Origin of the sequence: Nocardia sp. NPDC004168, assembly GCF_040610355.1 — a bacterium.
Classification (GTDB): domain Bacteria; phylum Actinomycetota; class Actinomycetes; order Mycobacteriales; family Mycobacteriaceae; genus Nocardia; species Nocardia sichangensis.
On sequence record NZ_JBEXME010000007.1, the window covers coordinates 269937 to 290661 of the forward strand.

General features: G+C 67.2%; 21 protein-coding genes. 11 read left to right on the plus strand and 10 right to left on the minus strand.

Going from position 1 to position 20725, the window contains the following annotated elements; genetic code table 11:
- Nucleotides 1-47: 47 nt before the first annotated feature.
- The 4 genes from ABZW96_RS16735 to ABZW96_RS16750 all read left to right on the plus strand — a co-directional run bounded on the left by ABZW96_RS16735 (nt 48) and on the right by ABZW96_RS16750 (nt 3468).
- Complete coding sequence (locus ABZW96_RS16735; RefSeq protein WP_355075455.1) at nt 48-1190, plus strand: Rieske 2Fe-2S domain-containing protein; 1143 nt, start codon at nt 48-50, stop codon at nt 1188-1190.
- Between the two features lie 10 nt (nt 1191-1200).
- Entirely contained in the window at nt 1201-1428 is a 228-nt protein-coding gene (locus ABZW96_RS16740) for a hypothetical protein (RefSeq protein WP_355075456.1), read from the plus strand.
- A 119-nt stretch (nt 1429-1547) separates the two neighbouring features.
- Nucleotides 1548-2564, plus strand: a complete 1017-nt coding sequence (locus ABZW96_RS16745) for a ferredoxin--NADP reductase (protein ID WP_355075554.1) — start codon at nt 1548-1550, stop codon at nt 2562-2564.
- A gap of 16 nt (nt 2565-2580) precedes the next feature.
- Nucleotides 2581-3468 (plus strand): VOC family protein, encoded by an 888-nt coding sequence (locus tag ABZW96_RS16750; RefSeq protein WP_355075457.1) that lies wholly within the window; start codon nt 2581-2583, stop codon nt 3466-3468.
- Here ABZW96_RS16750 and ABZW96_RS16755 read toward each other — a convergent pair.
- Genes ABZW96_RS16755 through ABZW96_RS16765 form a run of 3 tightly spaced genes read right to left on the minus strand, consistent with a single transcriptional unit; the run spans nt 3457 to nt 7263 of the window.
- Nucleotides 3457-4947, minus strand: a complete 1491-nt coding sequence (locus tag ABZW96_RS16755; RefSeq protein WP_355075459.1) for an AMP-binding protein — start codon at nt 4945-4947, stop codon at nt 3457-3459. The two genes, ABZW96_RS16750 and ABZW96_RS16755, sit on opposite strands and share 12 nt — an antisense overlap.
- Nucleotides 4940-5773 carry an enoyl-CoA hydratase gene (locus ABZW96_RS16760; RefSeq protein ID WP_355075461.1) on the minus strand — a complete coding sequence of 278 codons (834 nt, stop codon included), beginning with the start codon at nt 5771-5773 and terminating at the stop codon, nt 4940-4942. The genes ABZW96_RS16755 and ABZW96_RS16760 overlap by 8 nt, the downstream gene beginning before the upstream one ends.
- A complete protein-coding gene (locus ABZW96_RS16765) occupies nt 5770-7263 on the minus strand; it encodes a carboxylesterase family protein (RefSeq protein ID WP_355075463.1) in 1494 nt (497 codons plus the stop codon). The genes ABZW96_RS16760 and ABZW96_RS16765 overlap by 4 nt, the downstream gene beginning before the upstream one ends.
- 142 nt (nt 7264-7405) lie before the next feature.
- On the opposite strand from ABZW96_RS16765, the gene ABZW96_RS16770 reads away from it, so the two are divergent.
- Both ABZW96_RS16770 and ABZW96_RS16775 read left to right on the plus strand, forming a co-directional pair.
- Nucleotides 7406-8011 (plus strand): QsdR family transcriptional regulator, encoded by a 606-nt coding sequence (locus ABZW96_RS16770; RefSeq protein ID WP_355075465.1) that lies wholly within the window; start codon nt 7406-7408, stop codon nt 8009-8011.
- 65 nt (nt 8012-8076) lie between these two features.
- Nucleotides 8077-8223 (plus strand): DUF1059 domain-containing protein, encoded by a 147-nt coding sequence (locus tag ABZW96_RS16775; protein ID WP_355075467.1) that lies wholly within the window; start codon nt 8077-8079, stop codon nt 8221-8223.
- A 146-nt stretch (nt 8224-8369) separates the two neighbouring features.
- On the opposite strand, the gene ABZW96_RS16780 is transcribed toward ABZW96_RS16775, so the two are convergent.
- A complete protein-coding gene (locus ABZW96_RS16780) occupies nt 8370-8969 on the minus strand; it encodes a TetR/AcrR family transcriptional regulator (RefSeq protein ID WP_355075468.1) in 600 nt (199 codons plus the stop codon).
- Nucleotides 8970-9034: 65 nt separating this feature from the next.
- On the opposite strand from ABZW96_RS16780, the gene ABZW96_RS16785 reads away from it, so the two are divergent.
- From ABZW96_RS16785 to ABZW96_RS16795, 3 genes are all read left to right on the plus strand, one after another.
- A complete protein-coding gene (locus ABZW96_RS16785; RefSeq protein WP_355075469.1) occupies nt 9035-10333 on the plus strand; it encodes a DUF3533 domain-containing protein in 1299 nt (432 codons plus the stop codon).
- A 187-nt stretch (nt 10334-10520) separates the two neighbouring features.
- Complete coding sequence (locus ABZW96_RS16790; protein WP_355075471.1) at nt 10521-10682, plus strand: hypothetical protein; 162 nt, start codon at nt 10521-10523, stop codon at nt 10680-10682.
- Between the two features lie 139 nt (nt 10683-10821).
- Nucleotides 10822-13728: a UPF0182 family protein gene (locus tag ABZW96_RS16795; protein ID WP_355075473.1), complete on the plus strand. Its 2907-nt coding sequence runs from the start codon at nt 10822-10824 to the stop codon at nt 13726-13728.
- A gap of 25 nt (nt 13729-13753) precedes the next feature.
- On the opposite strand, the gene ABZW96_RS16800 is transcribed toward ABZW96_RS16795, so the two are convergent.
- The 5 genes from ABZW96_RS16800 to ABZW96_RS16820 all read right to left on the minus strand — a co-directional run bounded on the left by ABZW96_RS16800 (nt 13754) and on the right by ABZW96_RS16820 (nt 17841).
- A complete protein-coding gene (locus tag ABZW96_RS16800) occupies nt 13754-14335 on the minus strand; it encodes a DUF2165 domain-containing protein (protein ID WP_355075475.1) in 582 nt (193 codons plus the stop codon).
- 301 nt (nt 14336-14636) lie between these two features.
- Complete coding sequence (gene msrA / locus ABZW96_RS16805) at nt 14637-15152, minus strand: peptide-methionine (S)-S-oxide reductase MsrA (protein WP_355075477.1); 516 nt, start codon at nt 15150-15152, stop codon at nt 14637-14639.
- Nucleotides 15149-15604 (minus strand): peptide-methionine (R)-S-oxide reductase MsrB, encoded by a 456-nt coding sequence (gene msrB, locus ABZW96_RS16810; RefSeq protein ID WP_355075479.1) that lies wholly within the window; start codon nt 15602-15604, stop codon nt 15149-15151. The genes msrA and msrB overlap by 4 nt, the downstream gene beginning before the upstream one ends.
- 138 nt (nt 15605-15742) lie before the next feature.
- Entirely contained in the window at nt 15743-16903 is a 1161-nt protein-coding gene (locus ABZW96_RS16815) for a hypothetical protein (protein ID WP_355075481.1), read from the minus strand.
- Nucleotides 16904-16914: 11 nt separating this feature from the next.
- Nucleotides 16915-17841 (minus strand): metal-dependent hydrolase, encoded by a 927-nt coding sequence (locus ABZW96_RS16820; protein WP_355075483.1) that lies wholly within the window; start codon nt 17839-17841, stop codon nt 16915-16917.
- A gap of 230 nt (nt 17842-18071) precedes the next feature.
- Between ABZW96_RS16820 and ABZW96_RS16825 the strand changes: the two genes are divergently transcribed.
- Nucleotides 18072-18707, plus strand: a complete 636-nt coding sequence (locus ABZW96_RS16825; protein WP_355075485.1) for a TetR/AcrR family transcriptional regulator — start codon at nt 18072-18074, stop codon at nt 18705-18707.
- Between the two features lie 51 nt (nt 18708-18758).
- Here the strand turns inward: ABZW96_RS16825 and ABZW96_RS16830 are convergent, their stop codons facing one another.
- Nucleotides 18759-19076 (minus strand): hypothetical protein, encoded by a 318-nt coding sequence (locus ABZW96_RS16830; protein WP_355075556.1) that lies wholly within the window; start codon nt 19074-19076, stop codon nt 18759-18761.
- Between the two features lie 266 nt (nt 19077-19342).
- Between ABZW96_RS16830 and ABZW96_RS16835 the strand changes: the two genes are divergently transcribed.
- Nucleotides 19343-20566 (plus strand): cytochrome P450, encoded by a 1224-nt coding sequence (locus ABZW96_RS16835; protein WP_355075486.1) that lies wholly within the window; start codon nt 19343-19345, stop codon nt 20564-20566.
- Nucleotides 20567-20725: the final 159 nt, after the last annotated feature.

Consider the following 20725-nt stretch of genomic DNA (forward strand, 5'->3'; position numbering starts at 1 on the left):
AACCGAAATATCGAAGTGACAACCGTGCGCGAATCGTGGAGGAACCGATGACTACCGACACCGAGGTCCGAGTGATCGACGCGGGCGCTCCGCCCGCCCGCTACGCGCGCGGCTGGCACTGCCTGGGTCTCGCGCGGGACTACCGGGACGGGAAACCGCATACCATCGAGATCTTCGGCACCGAACTGGTGGTCTTCGCCGGTGCGGGCGGAGAGTTGTACGTGCTGGACGCCTATTGCAGGCACATGGGCGGGAACCTCGGGGACGGCCGGATCAAAGGTGACTCCATCGCCTGTCCTTTCCACGACTGGCGGTGGGGCGGCAATGGACGCTGCACCGGCATCCCCTACGGCCGCCGAGTTCCACCCCGGGCTCGGACTCGCTCGTGGCCGACGTTGGAGCAGAACAAGCAGCTGTTCGTGTGGAACGACCCGGAGGGCGATCCGCCCCCGGCGGAGGTCACCATCCCGCGCATCGACGGGGCGTTCAGCGACGAGTGGACCGACTGGACCTGGAACACCATGACGATCGACGGCGCGAATTGCCGCGAGGTCATCGACAACGTGGTGGACATGGCGCACTTCTTCTACGTGCACTTCGGGTTCCCGACCTACTTCAAGAACGTCTTCGAGGGTCACATCGCCAGCCAGTACATGACCTCGGTGTCGCGCGAGGACATGATGGGGGAGACCGCGAAGGCGTTGGGGGGCAAGAACGTCCTGCACTCTGATGCCTCTTACTACGGCCCGTCCTACATGATCGATCACCTGCGCAGCGAGAGCGCGGGCCTGACGGTGGAGGGCATCCTCATCAACTGCCACTACCCGGTGTCACCCACGAAATTCGTGCTGCAGTACGGCGCGATCGTGAAGAAGCCACACGGCGTGCCCGCGGAGCAGGCCGAGGAGATCGCGGCGAAGTTCGCCGGTGGCCTGGGCCGCGGCTTCGAACAGGATGCCGCGATCTGGCAGCGCAAGACCCGCATCGACAACCCGCTGCTGTGCGAGGAGGACGGACCCGTCTACCAGCTGCGCCGCTGGTACGAGCAGTTCTACACCGACGTGGCCGACATCGATCCGAAGATGACCGACCGCTTCGAGTTCGAAGTGGACACCACCAGGGCGGTCACGGCGTGGGAGGCGGAGGTCGCCGAGAATCTCGCCGAGCAGCGCGCCGCCGCCGGAGCCTGAGCGGGGCGCGATGGAACGGGTTACCTGCCGTATCTGCGCGACGTGTGTGCTCGTCGAGAAGTTCAGTCCGCAGCACACCAGCGTGCAGTGGAGCGCGGGCGCGGTGGCGGCGTGCGCCGAGTTCGCCGGCGCGGACAGTGCGCGGGTACGGACCTGCGTCGCGCTGCGCGACAGCATCGATGCCGCCGTCGCGGGCGGTCTCATCGACGTCAGCACCCGGGACGGGGACGTGCCGTGACAGCCGTGGAGGACCGAAGAGGAGACGCAGCAGTGGATCGAGCCCGAGCGGCCGTGGCGCCGGGGACCCGGGCCGAGGTTCCCGACGACACCGAGAGTCGCCCCGGCGCATTCCTCACCCTGCGTGTGGCGCGGGTGATCCGGGAGACCCACGACGCGGTATCGCTGGAGCTGAGTCCGACCGCGGAGCAGTCGAATGCGATCGACTACCGGCCGGGCCAGTTCCTGACCCTGCGGATTCCGAGCGAGCTGACCGGCTCGGTGAGCCGCTGCTACTCGTTGTCGAGCGCGCCGCACGAAGCGGGGCCGCTGAAGGTCACGGTCAAGCGAACGTCCGACGGCTACGCGTCGAATTGGTTGTGCGACAACGCGGTTGCCGGCATGGATTTCCACGCGCTGCCGCCCGCGGGTGTCTTCACCCCGGCGTCGCTGGACGAGGACGTGCTGTTGTTCGCGGCGGGCAGCGGGATCACCCCGGTGCTGTCGATCCTGAAATCGGTGCTGGCGGACGGAGCCGGGCACTGCGTGCTGATCTACGCCAACCGCGACGAGCGCTCGGTGATCTTCGCCGACGAACTCGCCGACCTGTCCGCCCGGAATCCCGGCCGCCTGGTCGTGGTGCACTGGCTGGAGAGCGTGCAAGGGCTGCCGTCGCGGCCGCAGCTCGCGGCGCTGGCCGGACCGTGGCGCGAGCGCGAGGCGTTCGTGTGCGGGCCCGGCCCGTTCATGGACGCCGTCTCCGCCGCACTGATCGGGTCGGGCGCCGACCGCAAGCGCGTGCACGTCGAGAAGTTCGTGTCGCTGAACGGCGATCCGTTCGATACCGCCACGCCCGATGTCGTCGACTCCGGCGACTCCGGCGACCACGCGGCGGTCGAGGTGGAACTCGACGGCGAGACGCGCGCACTTCCGTGGCCCCGCCACCAGGTCCTGCTCGACGTCCTGTTGGCCAACGGGCTGGAGGCGCCCTATTCCTGCCGCGAGGGCGCGTGCAGCGCCTGCACCTGCCGGGTCGTCTCCGGTCAGGTGGCGATGCGGCACAACGAAATTCTCGACGAGTCCGATCTGGCCGAGGGATACGTGCTGGCCTGCCAGGCGGTCCCGGTCACCGACACGGTGCAAGTCACCTATTCCTGAGGAGTACGACGAATCAATGGCTGACATCGCCTCGCTCGGCTACGTCCGAGTCGCCATCGCCGATGTGGCGGCCTGGCGCGCCTTCGCCTTCGACGTAATGGGTTTCGCGCAGGCCACCGGGCCGAATCCGGACAGTCTGTACCTGCGCATGGACGAGCACGCCTACCGTTTGGAACTCGTCCCGGCGGAACAGGACCGGGTGCTCGCCGTCGGCTGGGAGGTGCGCGACTACCGCGCGCTCGCCCGCGTGCGGCAGGCGCTGGAGCAGGCGGGCGTGGCGGTCACACCGCTCGCTCAGGAGCAGGTCGACGCACTACGCGTCGAGGAAGCCTGCACCTTCACCGACCCCGCCGGGTTCACCGTCGAGGTCTTCCACGGCCCGGTGCTCGACCACAGCCCGGTCGTCACTCCCCACGGAAACCGTTTCGTCACAGCGGGATCGGGACTCGGCCACGTCGTGCTACCGGTGCCCGATCTCGAGGAGGCGAACCGTTTCTACTGCGAGATACTCGGATTCCTGCCACGCGGCTCCTTCCGAGTGCCCACCCCACCCGGTGTGGGACCGGTGCGCGTGCGGTTCCTCGGCGTCAACCAGCGTCACCACAGCCTCGCCCTGATCCCCGGCACCCGTCTCGACGGCCCTGGCCTGGTGCACATCATGGTCGAGGTCGACGAACTCGACGCCGTCGGCCGGGCGCTCGACCGCGTCATGCGGGCGGGTCTCCCGTTGTCGTCGACCCTCGGCAGGCACACCAACGACAAGATGATCTCCTTCTACGTCCGCACGCCCGGCGGCTGGGATCTCGAATACGGCACCGAAGGTCTGCTGGTCGACGAGTCCACTTACAGTGCGGAGGAGATCACCGCCGACAGCTACTGGGGCCACGAATGGTCACGTGGCTGATCCGGTGGCCCGGCTCGTCAGCCGCGCCTCGAGATCGAGCAGTTCGGCGCGGCGCAGTTTTCCCGCGTCGTCGCGCAGCGGGGTATCGGTGAACCGGTAGGTGCGCGGGCATTTGTAGCGGACCAGTCGCGACTCGACGTGACCGCGAAGCCGCGCCTCGTCGAGCGGGGCGTCGGTCTCGACCACGGCGTGAACGCGCCTGCCGAGGTCGTCGTCCGGCAGCCCGACGACCGCACACCCGCGCACGCCGGGATACTCGGTGATCACGGCCTCCACCTCGGCGGGGAAGACGTTGGCGCCACCAGTGACGATCAGGTCGGTGCGGCGGTCGCTGAGATAGAGGAATCCCTCGTCGTCCACGTGGCCCAGGTCGCCGAGAGAATCCCAGCCCGGCCAGTTGGCGTGGGTGCGCGGTTCGGCGCCCACGTAGCGATAGCTGGGTCCGTCGCCCTCGGCCGGGCGCATGAAGATCTCGCCGACCATGCCGGGCGGGCACGGACGTCCGTCGGCATCCAGGACGACGAACTCGCCGAAGACGGCGCGGCCGACCGAGCCGGGGTGGGTCAGCCAGTCCCGGCCGTCGATCAGCGTCATCATCTGATTCTCGGTGCCGCCGTACATTTCGTAGATCTTCTCGGCGCCGAGCAGCTCGATCCAGGCCCGCTTGAGCCACGGCGGGCAGGGCGCAGCCATGTGCCAGAGCCGCCGGACGGAGCCGAGGTCGTAATCCGTCGGCCGATCACGCACCTCGGTGAGCATGCGCGACATCATGGTCGGCACCACGGTCAGCCAGCTGACCCGGTGGCGAGCGATCGCCCGCAACGCCGTGCGCGCCTCGAATTTCGGCAACACGACCAGGTGCTGGCCCGCCAGGAGACCGAAGAACGAGGTATTGAACGGCGCGTTGTGATAAAGCGGGCCGCTGACGAGCTGGACATCGTCCGGTCGCTGACCGAGCACCGCGTTGAGCGGCGCGACGTCGAGCAGACCCGCCTGGCCCGACACGATCAGCTTCGGACGTCCGGTCGTCCCGCCGGAAGTCGGCGCCTTCCACGCGGGCGCGACCGGATAGTGGTCGAACGGCGCGTCGGAGAACTGTGCCGACAGCTCGTCCTCGTCCGGCGCCGTGGGCAGGCCGGGTTCGGCGGCGCCGACCACCAGCCGCGGCCGCGCGAGCCGGAGCACGGCCGATCGCTCCGGTGCGGGAAGCCGCGGCGAGATGAGTTGCGGCACCGCGCCCAGCTTCCAGACCGCGAAGACCGTCGCGAAGTAGGACGGTTTGTTGGCCAAGGCGACGGTCACGTAATCGCCTCGGCGGACACCGAGTTCGGCGAAGTGCTTGGCTCGGCGATTGGCGGCCGACTCGAGGTCCTGCCGCGACCAAGTGTCGCCTTCGAACGTGATGGCCGCGGCGTGCGGGTCGGCGGCGGCCAGGTCGGTGAGGATCTGCCCGAGCGGCCGGGCGAGTGGATCAGGCACGGCGGGCGAACCTCGCGAGGAAGTCCGGGTCCACGATGTCGCCGTGGACTTGGACGTTGTGGCTGTGCGCGAGCTGATGCAGCGCGAAGGCCGTCTGCTGCGCCGTCGCGCGGCCCTGCGCGTCCTGCGCGGCGTTGACCGACCGCTTGGCCAGTTTCAGCGCGAACAGCGGCATGGCGGCGATCGTCGCGGCCAGCCGCATGGTGTGCTCGGTCAGTTCCGCTCGCGGGACGACCCGGTTGACCATGCCGATGCGTTCGGCGTCGGCCGCCGTGAGAGTCCCGGCGGTGAACAGCAACTCCTTCGCTTTCCGTATGCCGAATTCCCACGGGTGGTTGAAGAACTCCACCGCGTTGGCGCCCATCGCGACGACGTTGTCGACGAACTCGGCGTCCTCGGACGCCACGATCAGATCACACGGCCAGACCAGCATCAGCCCGCCCGCGATGACCTTGCCGTGCACCTCCGCGATGGTCGGTTTGGGGATGTTGCGCCATCGCTCGCTGAACCCGGCGTAGATCTCCTCCTCGCGGGCCATGAGTCCCTCGGCGCCCTGGCTGCCGAAGCCGGCCCAGGTGCCGACCGGCGTGCGCGGACCCATGTTGGCGCGCCAGTCGTGTTCGCGCAGATCGTGTCCCGAGGAGAAGTGCGGGCCTTCGGCCGCCAGCACGATCACGTGGATGCCGTCGTCGCGGGCGGCCCGGTCGAACGCGTCGTTGAGGGCGTAGAGCAGCTCGGTGTTCTGCGCGTTGCGTGCGTCGGGACGGTTCAGGACGATCCGGGCGATCCTCGGCGTGCTGTCGTCGTAGCGGACCAGATCGCTCATCGCACACCCGCCCACAGCAGTCGCTCCGCGGCATCGGGATCGTTCGCCACGGTGACGGTGTCGGCGATCAGGCCGGTGGTCCGCCGCTGCCGCTCGTACCGCGCCCAGCCCGGATCGGCGTCGAGCACGAAAGCCCGATACATGCCGTGCAGGTTGTCGGCGACCGCGTCGGGGGCATGCGCGCCGACCAGGGTGTGATTCTCCGGACAGGTGTGCGTTTTGAAGACGAATGGCAGGTCCACCGCGTGCGCGGCGCCGAGCCGCCCGCCGAGCCGCGGTGAGCGCCAGTCGAATCGGAAGACCCACGCCGCGCCGCCCGCCTCGGTCTGCGCCTCGGCCAGGCGAATCGCCGGGATGCGGAAGAACCAGTCTGTAACGACCGCCGACAGCAGATCGCCCGCCGAGGCATCCGGCCGGGACGCGCGATAGCGGGGAAGCGCGACGGCGGGGTCCAATCCGTATCCCGCGGCTCCGGCGGCCAGGGTCGGCTCATCGATCTGATCGATGGCGCCGGAAGCGACCAAGATGAGCCGGGCGTCCTCGGCATTGCTCCCGGCCAGGATCGCCACGTCGGTGGTCGCGCCGGAGGCGACTACCCCCAGCGGATCGTCGACGACGATCGCGCCGTCCACCACGGGCGCGAACGGCAAGGTGGTCAGCGCCAATCGTCCCCATTTCGCCGGATCCGCGGCGGTTTGCACTTCGTGCAGCACCGCCCTGACGTGCGTGGACAGTTCGTCGATCGGCACGTCCGCGAAGGCGTCGAGCGAGGGCTCGATGCCGATGTGCGCGGCCACGTTGTCGATCAGCAGGCGCGCCTCGTCCGGGGTGACGGTGTTGGCCGCCGCTCCGGAGTGCGCGATCAGACCGCGGAACAGGCCCCGAGCGCGCGGCACGGCGAGCAGAGTGGTGGCGAGCATGGCGCCCGCGGACTGTCCCGCGATGGTCACCCGCGCCGGGTCGCCGCCGAAGGCCGCGATGTTGTCGCGCACCCACTCCAGCGCCGCCACCACGTCCAGGATGCCGAGATTGACTGTGTCCGCGCCGAAATGCAGCCACCCTTCGCCGCCGAGGCGATAGTTGACGGCCACCACGACCACCCCGCTCGCCGCGAACGCCGTGCCGTCGTAGGTCGGCAGGGCGTTGGAGCCATTGGTGAACGCTCCGCCGTGGATCCACACCAGGACCGGGCGCGCACCCTCGGTCGCGGAGGTCCAGACGTTGAGGTTGAGCACGTCGTCGCCCGGGATCGACACTTCGGGAACGAGCCCGTCGTAAGCGGGCACGTACGGCGCGCGTGCCGCGGTCGGGCCCGGATCGGTCGCATCCCGGACCGTGGCCCACGCTTGCGGCGGCACCGGTGGAAGGAACCGATGCTTCCCCGCCGGGGCGGCGGCGAAAGGGATACCGAGGAATTCGTGCACCGGCCCACGGGTGCGTCCGCGTACCGGTCCGTATTGGGTTTGGACGGTTTGCAACATATCTGACATCTGTTTCATCCTTGATTGGAATTCAGCACATGTTGCAATCAAGCCCTACGGGATCTCGCTGGTCAAGAGCATCGTCATGACCAATTAGTTGCACATGTGCAACCTAGTGACTATTTGTTACATCGGCGGTACGCTGGCCCGCATGACATCTCGAACGCCTTTGCAGCGGGCGCTGGGGGACGGCGCGGAGCGGCGGCCCGAACCGATGGACGCTCTCCGTCTGGCGAAGCGAAAGTTCCTGCGCGGCGAGCGACTCGACGTCGGCCAGCTCGCGACCGAACTCGCGGTCAACCGGGTGACGCTGTACCGCTGGGTCGGCAGCCGCGACCAGTTGTTGATAGAGGTCATCTGGTCGCTCACCGAAGCGACACTGCGCGACGAGTGGGAGCGGGTGCGAGACGAGCCGGGCGCTCGGGTGCCCGCGCTGCTCGCCGCCTATCTCCGAGCGGTGCTGGCGCAACCGGGAGCGCGTAAATTCGTGTTGGAGGAGAACGAGCGTGCCATGAAGCTGCTCACTTTGGCGAGCAACGGGTTCCAGCCGCGCCTTATCAAAGCCGTGGCCCGGTATCTCGCGCGGGATCTCGAGGACGAGCGCATCGCCACGACGCTCACGCTCGACGAACTGGCCTACGCCAGCGTCCGGATCGCCGAGTCGTTCCACTACTTGCCGACGATCGCCGGGGCGCCCCCCGACCCGGACCGGGCGGAACGGGTCTTGAGCGCGCTGCTGCACAAAGGGTCGGGGTGACCGGCTGACTCGCGCTCGATCACCTCGGTGTGCATAGACTGTCGGATCGAGGAGGAAGGACGCTGATGAAGCGAAAGCTGAACTGCCCCTGCGGAGAACTGATCGTCGGAACCGACGAGGATGATCTCGTGGCCAAGACGCAAGCCCATCTGGCCGAGAACCATCCCGGCCACGACTACTCGCGCGACGAGATCCTGTTCATCGCGTACTGACGAACAGCCTGCGTGGACGCCGCCGAGCGCTCCGGCACCCTGATCCTCGGGCCGGGTGAGGTTCGAGGAACGTGCGCTGCCGACCGGCCGCTGCCACACCGACCGGCATCCACCGCCGGCACTCGTGCCGCGACAATCGCGGCGCATCACGGGCGGGGGCGCAAGCCTTCGATCATGTGTGTGGTTGTCTCGTCCACCAATTCGTCGGCGGTCTCGGCGGCGATCACGCCCGAGCCGACGAAGGTGGCCAGACCTTGTAGCGCGGCGACCGCGGACAGCGCGATCCGGCGCGGGTCGCCGTCGATCACCTCCCCCCGCTTCTGTGCTTCGGTGATGAGCGCGACCGGCGTCGCGAACGCCGCGTCCACGGCCCGGGACATCGCATCGCCCGCGGCGGGGCTGTGCCTGCGCGCGAACATCAACGCGACGAGCGCCGAGTTCTCGGTCGCGAAATGGAGATAGGTGCGGGCCAGGGCGCGGATGTGCCCATCGGCCGAGTCGGCGGCCGCGGTCTGTGCCAAGGCGGCGGCGAGGCGTTGGAAGCCGGATACCGCGATGGCATCCAGTAGCGCCTGCTTGTCCTTGAAATGCCGGGTCGGAGCGGCGTGACTGACTCCGACGTCACGCGCCAGTCGGCGTAGCGACAAGCCGTCGACGCCGGACTCGCGCAGCGTGGCCTCGGCCCGCTGCAACAACTCGGCGCGCAGGTCGCCGTGGTGATAGGACCGGCTTCGAGTGATCGGCATGGTGTAGGCAGGATAACAAAATGTAGTCATTGCCTACTTTGTAGGCGGTGACTACATTGACTCGCATGACGGTTCGGACCTTCACCGCCCCGATCGCAGTGCTGACGGTCTTCGCGGCGCTGCTCGCCACCATGTATCTCGGCTACGCCAGCAATACCGAGAAGAACCTGCACGACTTCCCGGTGGCCCTGGTGAATCAGGACGTCGGCGACACGCTCGACGGCAAACCCGCCAATTTCGGCGCCCAGGTCAGCGACGCGCTGGTCGCGGGCATCCCGGCGGAGAAAATCGACCTGCGCGTCGTCGGCATCGCCGAAGCGCGCAAACAATTGCAGAACGGTGAGGTCTACGGCGCGATCGTGATCCCGTCCGACTTCACCAAGCGGCTCGCCATCCTCGGCGCCGCCGCCGTGGTGCCCGGTGCGGTCGAGCGCCCGGTGATCACCATCCACACCAACCCGCGAATAGGCCCCTACACCACCGGCATCATGCAGCGCATCGCCGACCGCGCGTTGCGTCAGGTGGACGAGACCGTCGGCAAGAGCCTGACCGATCAGGTGAACGCCGCCCTCGCCGCCGGGCCGGGCGCGCCGGTCGAGCCCAGCGGGGCCGCCCGGCTGATGCTCACCGATCCCGTGCAGATCGTCACCGCGCCCTACCGGCCGATGGACGACGGCGCCGGGCAGGGCCTCGTCGCGTTCTTCTACACCTTGATCCTGCTGCTGGCGGGCTTCACCGGCGCCATGATCATCCACACGCTCGTCGACTCGGTGCTCGGTTTCACGCCCACCGAATACGGCCCGTGGTTCGTGCACCCGCCGTCCACCGGCATCTCCCGGTTCCGCACGCTGCTGATGAAATGGGCGGTCATCGTCACCGCGGCTCCGGTTCTGTCGGGGATATTCCTCGGGGTCGCCTCGGCATTGAATGTCCCACTGGGCAGTCCGCTGCTGTTGTGGCTCTACGGAACACTGGCCATCGTCGCGGTCGGAGTGACCGCGCTCGCCGTGCTCGCCACCTTCGGCACCGCGGGGCTGCTGGTCAATCTGATCCTGTTCGTCGTCCTGGGCCTGCCCTCGTCGGCCGCCACGGTCCCCCTGGAGGCGACGCCCGCCTACATCGCGAACCTCGCCGCCTTCGAACCGATGCACCAGATCTACCTCGCCGTTCGCGCCATCCTGTTCTTCGACGCCCACGCCGAAGCCGGTTTCGGCCAGGGCTTGTGGATGACGGTGCTCGGCCTCGGGATCGGCCTGCTGCTCGGTGTGACCGCGACCTACGCCTACGACCGCCGCGGCCTGCACCGGGCTTCGGCTCCGACCGAGAACGCGCCGGTCATCGCGGTACCCGCCCTAGCTCGATAAAGCGCGCCGCGCGGTGGTCAGCGTGGGCTACCGCAGGTGTGAACCTCCCCGGCTCCTTGATCAGTAGAAGATCGAGCGTCGTGCGGATACCGGGCTGGGCGGCCACCACCGTCAGTGGTCACCTGCCGCCAGCAGCGCGTCCAGCTTCTCCGGGTCGACGCCGAAACCGGCGAGGCGGTTCAGCGGGATGGAGCACCCGGCCCACGAATACTTCCGCGACCGCTACCGCACTGCCCGGGACGCTCTCACCCGCGCCATCGCCGACCTTTGCGAATCCGGCCGCGTACCGGCCGATCTGGATCCCGACCGCTTCGCCGTCCTCGACGGCCTGCAGACGCAGTGGCTGTAGGACCCGGCCGTGGACATGGCCGATCACGTGGCGTACCTGTGGGAGCTGATCGAGCGCTCCGGGACGTCGTAGTATCGAGCTTGGTAGTCCGCCCCGGCCGTCCATCGTCGAGCCGGGCGGCAGCCACGGGGAGTGCAAGATGAGCGCACGCGAGGGCCTCCGCCCGCGACGGTTGCATCGCAGCACCCGGGTGCTGGTGGTCGCCGCCACGGTGTTCGTCGTGTCGCTGTTGGTGGTGCCTCGGCTGATCCGAGGCTACGTCAGCTGGCTGTGGTTCGGCGAAGTCGGCTTCCGTGGTGTCTGGCTGACCGTGCTGTTCACCCGGCTCTCGCTGTTCATCGCGGTCGCGCTGATCATCGGTGGCGTCCTTTTCGCGGTGCTGTGGCTCGCGTTCAGGTTCCGCCCGCTCTTCGTTCCCGAGTCCGAAGAGGAGAACAGTCTTCGGCCGTATCGGGCGGCGGTGCTCCGGCATCCGGTGCGGTTCGGTCTCGGCATCGCGACCTCGCTGGGGCTCGTCTGCGGCCTTGCCGCGGAGTCGAACTGGATGACCGTCCAGCTGTTCGTCCACGGCGGGTCCTTCGGCGTGTCCGACCCGCAATTCGGGCACGATGTCGGGTTCTTCGTCTTCGACCTTCCCTTCTATCGATTCGTACTCAACTGGCTGTTCATCGCCGTGGTCCTCGCCTTTGTCGCGAGCCTTGCCGCGCACTACCTGTTCGGTGGCCTGCGGCTGTCCAGAAAGACGGGCGGCCTGACGCACGCGGCCCGCGTCCAGCTCGCGATACTGGCCGGCTCGTTCATCCTCTTGAAGGCTGCCGCCTATTGGCTCGACCGGTACTCGCTGCTATCCAGCCGCAGCAAGGAACCCACTTTCGCGGGCCCTGGCTACACCGACATCAACGCGGTGCTTCCCGCCCGCCTCATTCTCTTCGCGATCGCCGTGATCTGCGCCGTGGCGGTCTTCGCCGCCATCGTCGTGCGGGACCTGCGAATCCCGGCGATGGCCGCGGCGCTTCTGCTGCTGTCGTCGATCCTCGTCGGAGCCGTCTGGCCATTGGCCGTCGAGCAGTTCTCCGTCCGCCCGAACGCCGCCGACATGGAGCGCGTCTACATCCAACGCGACATCGCGGCCACCCGCCAGGCGTACGGGATCGGCAGCGACCGGGTCGAGTACCAGCCCTATCCCGGCGTCGGCACCAGGTCGCCGCCCGAGGTCCCCGCGGACGTCACCACAATCGGTGACGTCCGCCTGCTGGACCCGAGCGTGCTATCCCGGACGTTCACCCAGCAACAACAGCTGAAGAATTTCTACAGCTTCCCACCGCATCTGGACCTGGATCGCTACCGGGTCGGTGGGCAACTGCGCGACTACGTGGTCGCGGCGCGCGAGCTGACCCCGACCGCGCTGAGCGGCAACCAGCGCCATTGGGTCAATCGGCACACCGTCTACACGCACGGCAACGGGTTCGTCGCCGCACCGGCCAACCGGGTGAACGCGGCGGTCCGCGAGGCCGCGGGCGATGCCGCGAGCAGCAACAGCGGATATCCGATCTACGCGGTCGGTGACATCGCGTCCCAAGCCGCCGGGCACCAGGTGATCCGAGTGGACCAGCCGCGCGTCTACTTCGGCGAAGTGATCGCCCATGCGAGCCCGGACTACGCCATCGTGGGCGGCGGCACCGAGCCCCGCGAGTACGACACCGACACCACCACCTACACCTACGCCGGCGCGGGCGGCGTCCCGATCGCCAACTGGGTCAACCGCCTCGCCTTCGCGGTGACCTACACCGAGCGCAATATCGTCTTCTCGAAGGCGATCGGTCCCGGTTCGAAGATCATCTTCAACCGCGATCCCCGCCATCGTGTCGAACTCGTCGCACCGTGGTTGACCACCGACAACGACCCCTACCCGGCGGTCGTGAACGGCCGGATAGTCTGGATCGTCGACGCGTACACCTCGATCGACGGCTACCCCTACGCCAAGCGCAGTTCGCTCGAAGCCCTCGAGCCGGGCGATGAGACCCAGCGGGAGTCGCCGCGAGAGATCTCCTACGTGCGCAACTCCATCAAGGCGACCGTCGACGCATACGACGGCACGGTCACCCTCTACCAGGTCGACCGGCACGATCCGGTGCTGGCGGCCTGGATGAAGGTCTTCCCCGGCACGGTCCGACCGGAGGAGTCGATCAGCCCGGAGCTACGGGCGCACTTCCGGTATCCCGAAGACCTGTTCACGATCCAGCGCGAGATGCTCGCCAAATACCACGTCGACGAACCGCGCGAATTCTTCACCACCAACGCGTTCTGGTCGGTGCCCAGCGATCCCACCGTGGAGTCCAATCCGCATCAGCCTCCGTTCTACGTCCTGGTCGGCGACCAGGCCGGCGCGGAACCGTCGTTCCGGCTGGCCAGCGCGATGGTCGGCTACAACCGGGAATTCCTCTCCGCCTACGTCTCCGCCCGCTCCGACCCGGAGGGCTACGGCAAGATCACCGTCTCGCAGTTGCCCACCGACACCCTCACTCAGGGTCCGCAACAGATCCAGAACTCGATGATCTCCGACACCAGAGTCGCTTCCGAGCGCACCCTGCTCGAGCGCTCGAACCGGATCCAGTACGGCAATCTGCTCACCCTGCCGATCGCCGACGGCGGCGTGCTATACGCCGAGCCGCTGTTCACCGAACGGATCTCGACGGCACAGAACGCGTCGACATTCCCGCAATTGGCGCGAGTGCTGGTCAGTTACCGCGATCCCGGCACCGGCGGTGTCCTCGTCGGCTACGCGCCGACCCTCGCGGAGGCGCTGGAGCAGGTGTTCGGTCCGGCCACCGGCAGACTCGCCACGCCGCCCGGCGGCGGACCCGGCGCCCCACTGCCGCCGGGTCAACAGCCCGCCGCGCCACCACCGGTCGCGTCACCGCAGGCGCAGCCCCCGCCGGTGGATCAGGCGAAGATCGCCGAACTCAACGCGCAGATCGACCAGATCCGGGCCGCACTGGAACGTCTGCAGAAACAGCTGGGCGAACTCGAACGCAACGGTCGCTGACGCTCGCGTCGTCGGCCGCCCGCTACTAGTCGGATTCCGCTGCTGCCGAGTCACTTTCGAGGACCGCGCTGCGTTGCGAGTCCGGCAGGTGAACCAGAATCAGGCCGACGCCCGCGATGAGGAAGTTCTGCAACGCGGCCGACGAGGCGTTCACGTCGTCATTGGCCCACATGCGGAACCATTCGCCGCCGATGGTCAGGAACCCGCCCAAGAACAGCAGCACCGCCATGGTCCAGCCCAGACTCGACAGTTTCACGGCCGCGTCCAGACCGGCTCGCAGCCTGCGCGGCCGTCCGATCAGCACCCGGCCCCATACGGCTCCCGCCGTGAGAAGCACGAAGGCGGTCAGGAATTCCCAGATCACCACGAGGATGTAGGCGACGAGCGCGACATTGCCATTGGTGATCGCGCGCCAGTCCGTGCCCGGATTGTGGATCGTCGCTTTCATCGACAGCACAGCGGCCACGCCGTTGCGATTGGTGTCGGTGTCGACGCAATTGGTGAACGCGACGAACAGATAGTAGAAGCCGGTGATGGTGGCCAGCGTCGCCACCGCCATCCGGCGACTGCCCACCACATCGAGAATCTTTGTGCCGCTGCGCGTCATCTGCCTACCTCGGGTCGACCGGCCAGGAGCTCCAAGCGTCGATGATCATATCGGTGCCCGATCACGCATTCTCCCCACGGCGGGGAGCCCGGCACGGCCGGGGACGAGTCGAAATGTTGTCTACCGCATGAGGTTCCGTTTTGTATCGCCCGGAGTCTGTGCGCGAGGCTTCCGGCTGTACGACCGGCGGCGGCGGGCGGGGGACGTCGTGAAACGCGGCGACTGCGCCACCCGGGTGTGGTGGCGCAGTCGTCAACTGTGCGCTCCGAAGGCTCGGCGGAAGCGCCGAACCCACCGGCTTCTACTGGGCGGTGGTCTGCCGCTTCGGCAGCTTCCACCCCGGCCGGGGGAAGTGGCAGGTGTAACCGTCCGGGTAACGCAGCAGGTAGTCCTGATGCTCCGGCTCGGCCTCCCAGAACTCACTCGCCGGGGTCACCTCGGTGACCACCTTGCCGGGCCACAGACCGGAGGCGTCCACGTCGGCGATGGTGTCCAGGGCGACGCGCTTCTGGTCGTCGTCGAGATAGAAGATCGCCGAGCGATAGCTGCTTCCGATGTCGTTGCCCTGGCGGTCCTTCGTCGTCGGATCGTGGATCTGGAAGAAGAACTCCAGCAGTTGCCGGAAGTCCGTCCGGGCCGGGTCGTAGACGATCTCGATCGCCTCGGCGTGGCCAGGGTGGTTCCGGTACGTGGGATGGTCGTTGCGTCCACCGGTGTAGCCGACGCGTGTCGACACCACCCCCGGCTGCTTGCGGATCAAGTCCTGCATGCCCCAGAAGCATCCACCGGCCAGAATCGCCTTGCGCGTGTCGGTCACGCCTCCTCCTTCGCGAAGAGAGTCCTGTACTGCCCATAGCCTTCCGCCTCGAGGTCGTCGAGGTGGATGAACCGCAGCGCAGTCGAATTGATGCAGTACCGCAAGCCGCCCGCCGCGCGGGGACCGTCGGTGAACACGTGCCCGAGATGGCTGTCGCCGTGTGCCGAGCGCACCTCGGTGCGGACCATCAGATGGCTGAAGTCCCGCTTCCGCACCACGTTCCCGGCTTCGATCGGCTTGGTGAAACTCGGCCATCCACTTCCGCTGTCGAACTTGTCGACCGAGGCGAACAACGGCTCACCCGACACCACATCCACATAGATGCCCGGCTCGTGGTTGTCCCAGTACTCGCCCGTGAACGCCCGCTCCGTGCCGTTCTCCTGAGTGACGTGGTACTGCTCAGGCGTCAAGGCGGCGACCGCCGCGGGATTCCGGTTGTACTCCCGTGCCACATGACCTCCTCATATCGGCCCCTGGTACAACCAGGGCACCGGCATGGAAAATCCCGTGCGAGCCGGGCGTCACACTCCGGTCCGGGCAGCCGGGCCCACGGCGGCCGCCCGTCGTCACCGACGGCGTCGGTCGTCCCGCTATACCGTGGAACTCGCGGTGGCTTCCGGGGCGGGAGGGGCGACGCTCGGGGGCGCCATTCTCCGGGGCACCGTGAATACGGCGACCAGGCAGAGAACCGCGACAACGAAGCACGCGAGGGTGTACCACAGATTCCCGATCGGGTCTCCTTCGCTGGTCACACCGTCGACGGCGGCGAAGAAATCGGGCAACGCGGTGGCCCAGAGCAATGCCATCACGCCCAGGTACACCACGCCGTAAATGCGGACGAAGTCGTTCGTATAGGGCGCCGCGTCCGGGTCGCCGCGCCGCAGCCGGAGCCACTGGCGGGTCAGGATCACCACGGCGGCAATGGAGAGGACGGCCAATTCGGCGGCGTAGAGCACGCCACGCACCGTGTTGCTACCCATGCCGAAGACGGTCGCGGGGATGGGCAGCACCGCTGTGCCCAACGACGCGAGAATGCCGATGACGATCGTGCGCCCGACCAGCTGCCCTCCGGAGAAGTTTCGGCCCTGGTCGATGTGGCGGCCGACGAACGATTGGACGCAGAAGGCGAGCGACATCGGCCACAGGGCGGCGAAGACGACCACGCTCGGAAGCGGTACCGAATCGAACATCGGTTGATTGATCGGGTTGTCGACCGACCATTCCCACCAGCGCAGCTGCGGGCCGAGATGATCGAAGATCTCGTAGAAGGCGTGGTGGACGAAGCCCACGCACACCGATCCGGCGAGCACCCCGTAGTGCCGGAAGACCCCGAGAATCCTGACCAATTCGAACGCGAGGGTGGCCATGAACGGGTAGATCGCGATGATGTAGAGCGGTAATCGGCCCCAGAGGAATTCCACGGTGAACAGGTTGTGCGCGAACATCGTGTCGACGTGTGCGTCGATGCCGAACGCCGCGGGGAAGTACAGCGGCGGCTCGATGATGAACAGATACGCGGTCGCCCCGAACCAGAGCACCAAGTTGGTGGGATCGCCGTGGCGGCGCAACCGCACGATCGCGTAGATCAGGGCCAGGACCGCGCCCAGGACGATCGTGAATTCGAGGACGGGCAGGGTCCAGTTCTCCAACGCGAAAGGGTTCCGCACCTCGACCGGCCCGCCCGCCTCCTCGCAGGAGAAGCCGAGCGCGGTCGCGAGACGGTCGAAGGTGGGTGCGCAATGATCAGCCATCGGTCCGGCTCCTAGCGTGCGACCGTGTCGGCGGTGTACCAGTGCGAGACGTCGTAGCCGGCGTCATAGCGTTCGAACCACACGGCGGCCAGTTCGGGTAGTTTCTCGTGGTCCGGATTGTGCTTCGGCAATTGACTGCGGATGACGCCCACCAGTGCGACGAGTTGTTCACCGAGCGGCAGGTGGTCGAACGCGCGCGGCATCGGGCCGTTGTCCTCGGCCTGCAGAAACGGCAACCATTTGCGCAGCTTCTGCCTCCGCCGGTAATTCGCGAACATGGACAGCGCGTCGACCTTTCGCTCCTCCAGCGGGACATGCTTGTTGAAGCCCGCGCAGGCCAACCGGATCACCTTCATCACGTGACGGAAGATCGACGGCGCCATGCGCATCCGATACACATCGCTCCCGACGACGGAATCGAAGATGATCAGCGCGGAACTGCGATGTTCGACCTCTTCGACGAAGTGCCAGATGAACAGCGACGCCACTCGGTCGTCGCCCGGCCGGAACAAGGTCGAGTCGTTGTCGAGCATCAGTTTGAACACCGGAGTGAACGTCGCTTCGAGATCGGCGGTGTAGGCGAGGCGGTATTCGACCGAAGTGTTCACGGTGAGGCGGTCGAATTCCGCGATCACTTCGTTGAGCGTCTCCTGCAGTCCCGGGTGGCGCCGGATCAAGGCATTGGCGTGCTGGCGGTGGGCGGTGGAGTGCTGCCCCTCCTGGCGCACGAACGCGTCGGCTTCCTCGGCGACCTCGGGATCGGTGATCAGGGGCATGGCCTCGCGGATCATGTTGACGATCATCTTCTCGAAGCCGATCGCCAGGAAGGACACCGCATTGGCCATGGACGAGAAGGCCGGATTCTCCTCGTTCCACAAGAAGGGCACGTCGTAGTCCGCGAATGCGAAGCGCATCTTCCGTACTTGAAGATCGGTCACTGGGCTATACCTCGACTTTCCGAAAACGAACCGGTCCGGCGGCACCATCCCGATGCGCCGAGCCGCGTTACAGTGATCATACATACGGCTGTCCAAGTGTATGATCAGAATCGCGCTCGAACCGGGACTCCGGGACCCTTGTGATACGGTCGAACCCTTGATCCGGAGGGTCGGCAGGCTTTCCATCAGGGGGTTCGCAAGCGACGGGCTTCGAGTCGAGGAAGCGGGCAGTGGCAGGAAGGCGCGGGTGGGGCGGGAGTCCGCCGAAGGACGACGAGGAAGCCGCGCGTCGCATCGTCGCCGCCGCGGTCGAACTGATCGGACGGACGGGTTCGGAGATCGGCATCGCCGACGTCGCCGAGTCGCTCGGCGTCATCCGGCAGACGGTCTACCGGTACTTTCCCAGCGCGGACGCGCTGATGACCGCGGCGGCGATCGCCTCCGTCGACGGGTTCCTCGATCGGCTGACACAGCACGTCAGCGGGTTGGAGGACGCCGTGGAGGCGATGACCGAGGGGGTTGTCTACACCCTCGCCGAGGTCCGTCGAACACCCCATCTCGGCATCTTGCTGTCGAGCACGTACTCGAACGTCCATCCGGAGAGCCTGACCTCCGAAGAGGCGCAAGCCTTCGGCATGACGATGATCAAGCGCTTCGACGTCGACTGGGCGCGTTACGGATACGACGACGAGTCGCTGCACGAGCTGGTCGAATACGTCCTGCGCACGATGCAGTCGTTCTTCATTTCCCCGGGCAATCCACCGCGCGGCGAAGATGACCTGCGACGGTATCTACGGCGCTGGATGGGCGCCGCGATCATCGCCCAGACGAAGCCCTCCGCGAGCGTCCAGGGGTTTGCGCCGTAATCCGTTGCGGCACTTGTGGTGTGCCGCCGATGGCGGACGAGGCGAGTCGGGTCAGCTCGCGTCGTCGAGCCGTACCGTCACGAAGACGCGGCCGCGTTCGTCGCGTCGCGCTACCGCGTGCCCGGGCCGGTCGGCGCCGTTCAGATGGAGCGTGATGGGGCCGCCCTCGCCCAAGAAGTTCCGCCACCACGTCTTCCGGTCCGGCAACGCGACTCCGATGACGAGCTCGTCCGCTTTTCGCCAGTAGTTGACCGGTGTGCTGAACGTCCGCCCGGACCGTCGCCCCACATAGGTGATCACCACGAATCCTCTGCCCAGCAGGCGCCCGAGTACCGGCGCGTCGAGCATGCCTGCCACCCCGGCGTTCATCGCTCGCACGACGCGTCTCAGCACCGTCTTCAGTTCCACGAATTCCTCCAGCCACCCACGGACATCTCCCGAACCCTAACCGTTTTCGCGGTGACGAGCCCGCCGCAGTGGGCCGGACGGTCACCGAAATGTCGTTTTGCGACGCTCGACTTCCGGTTGTGGGCAGGATTCGCCAATTGACCGGCACCTCGAACGGACCCGCTTCGATACTCGTGCGACGACCGTCATCACGGCGGCCGGAGGGTTCATGCGCAGAAGGGAAACCGATGACAACCAGCCTGCCCGCATTCCCCGCGGCGAACGAGGATCTGCTGGACACCTGCATCCGGCTCCGGGAGATCGCGCCGGTGGTCGAGGTGGAGTTCCCCGGCGGCGTGCCCGCCTACCTGGCCCTGACGCACGACGCGGTGCGTGAGATCCTCGCCGGGGACAACAAGACCTTCGCGCGGGATCCGAAGCATTGGCCGGCCCTGCACGACGGTTCGATCGCGGAGGACTGGCCGCTGCGCGCCGTCGTGCAGGGTGATCACCTGTCCACCAAGGACGGTGACGACCACCGGCGGCTGCGGGGTCTGATCAGCAAGGCGTTCACGCCGGGCCGGGTGCAGGCGCTCGAGCCGCGCATCCAGGCGATCATCGACCGATTGCTGGACGACGTGATCGCCGCCGGTGACGGCGTCGATCTGGTGCCCACCTTCACCGAAGCGCTGCCGATGGCGGTGATCTGCGAACTGTTCGGGGTGCCTGAGCCGGAGCGGGACCGGCTGCGACGCTGGACCGCAACCCTGCTGGCCCACACCACACCGCCGGAGGAAGCATTCGCGACGCAGAACTCGCTGATGACGTACCTGTACGAACTGGCGGACCGGAAACAGGAAAAGCCCGGCGACGACCTCACCACCGGTCTGGTCCAAGCTCGCGATCGGGACGACAAACTCACGGCCGACGAACTGGTCGCCGTTCTGTGGATCATGCTGGTGGCCGGGCACGAGACCACGGTGCATCTGCTCGGGCACGCCATTCTGGCGCTGTCGCGACACCCTGAGCAGCTCGCCCTCGCGAAGGCGGAAGACCGCTGGGGTGATGTGGTCGAAGAGACTGTGCGCTATCGCCATTCGGTGATGATGACGAGCTGGCGATTCACGCTGACGGACGTGACCGTGGCCGGAGTCGCCATACCCAAGGGCCAGGCGGTCGGTGTCGCGTACCAGGCCTGCGGGATCGACCCGGCCGAATACGGCGAGACCGCGAACGAGTTCGACATCACCAGGGAGCAGCGCGGCGGACATCTCGGATTCGGTCACGGGCCGCGGTACTGCATCGGCGCGGGCCTGGCCCGCCTGGAGGGCCGTCTCGCGCTCGCCTCGCTGTACCGTCGGCTGCCGAACCTGGAACTCGCCATCGACCCCGACGAAATCCCGTACTCGCCGTCGTTCTTCACCGTCGGACCCCTGTCCATTCCGGTGAAACTGGGCGCCGAGAAGCAGTAACCCTTGCCCGGCGCGGCAGCCGAACCACGAGGTCTCGGGTCCCGACTTTCGTGCCGGTTGCCGCGCCGGTCGACCCGCAATTGCCGATAATCGGTCGTGGTGAACGACTCGCTGGGCGCCGGCCACGGCGCACTCGATGCATGTTCACATGGTCGGCAA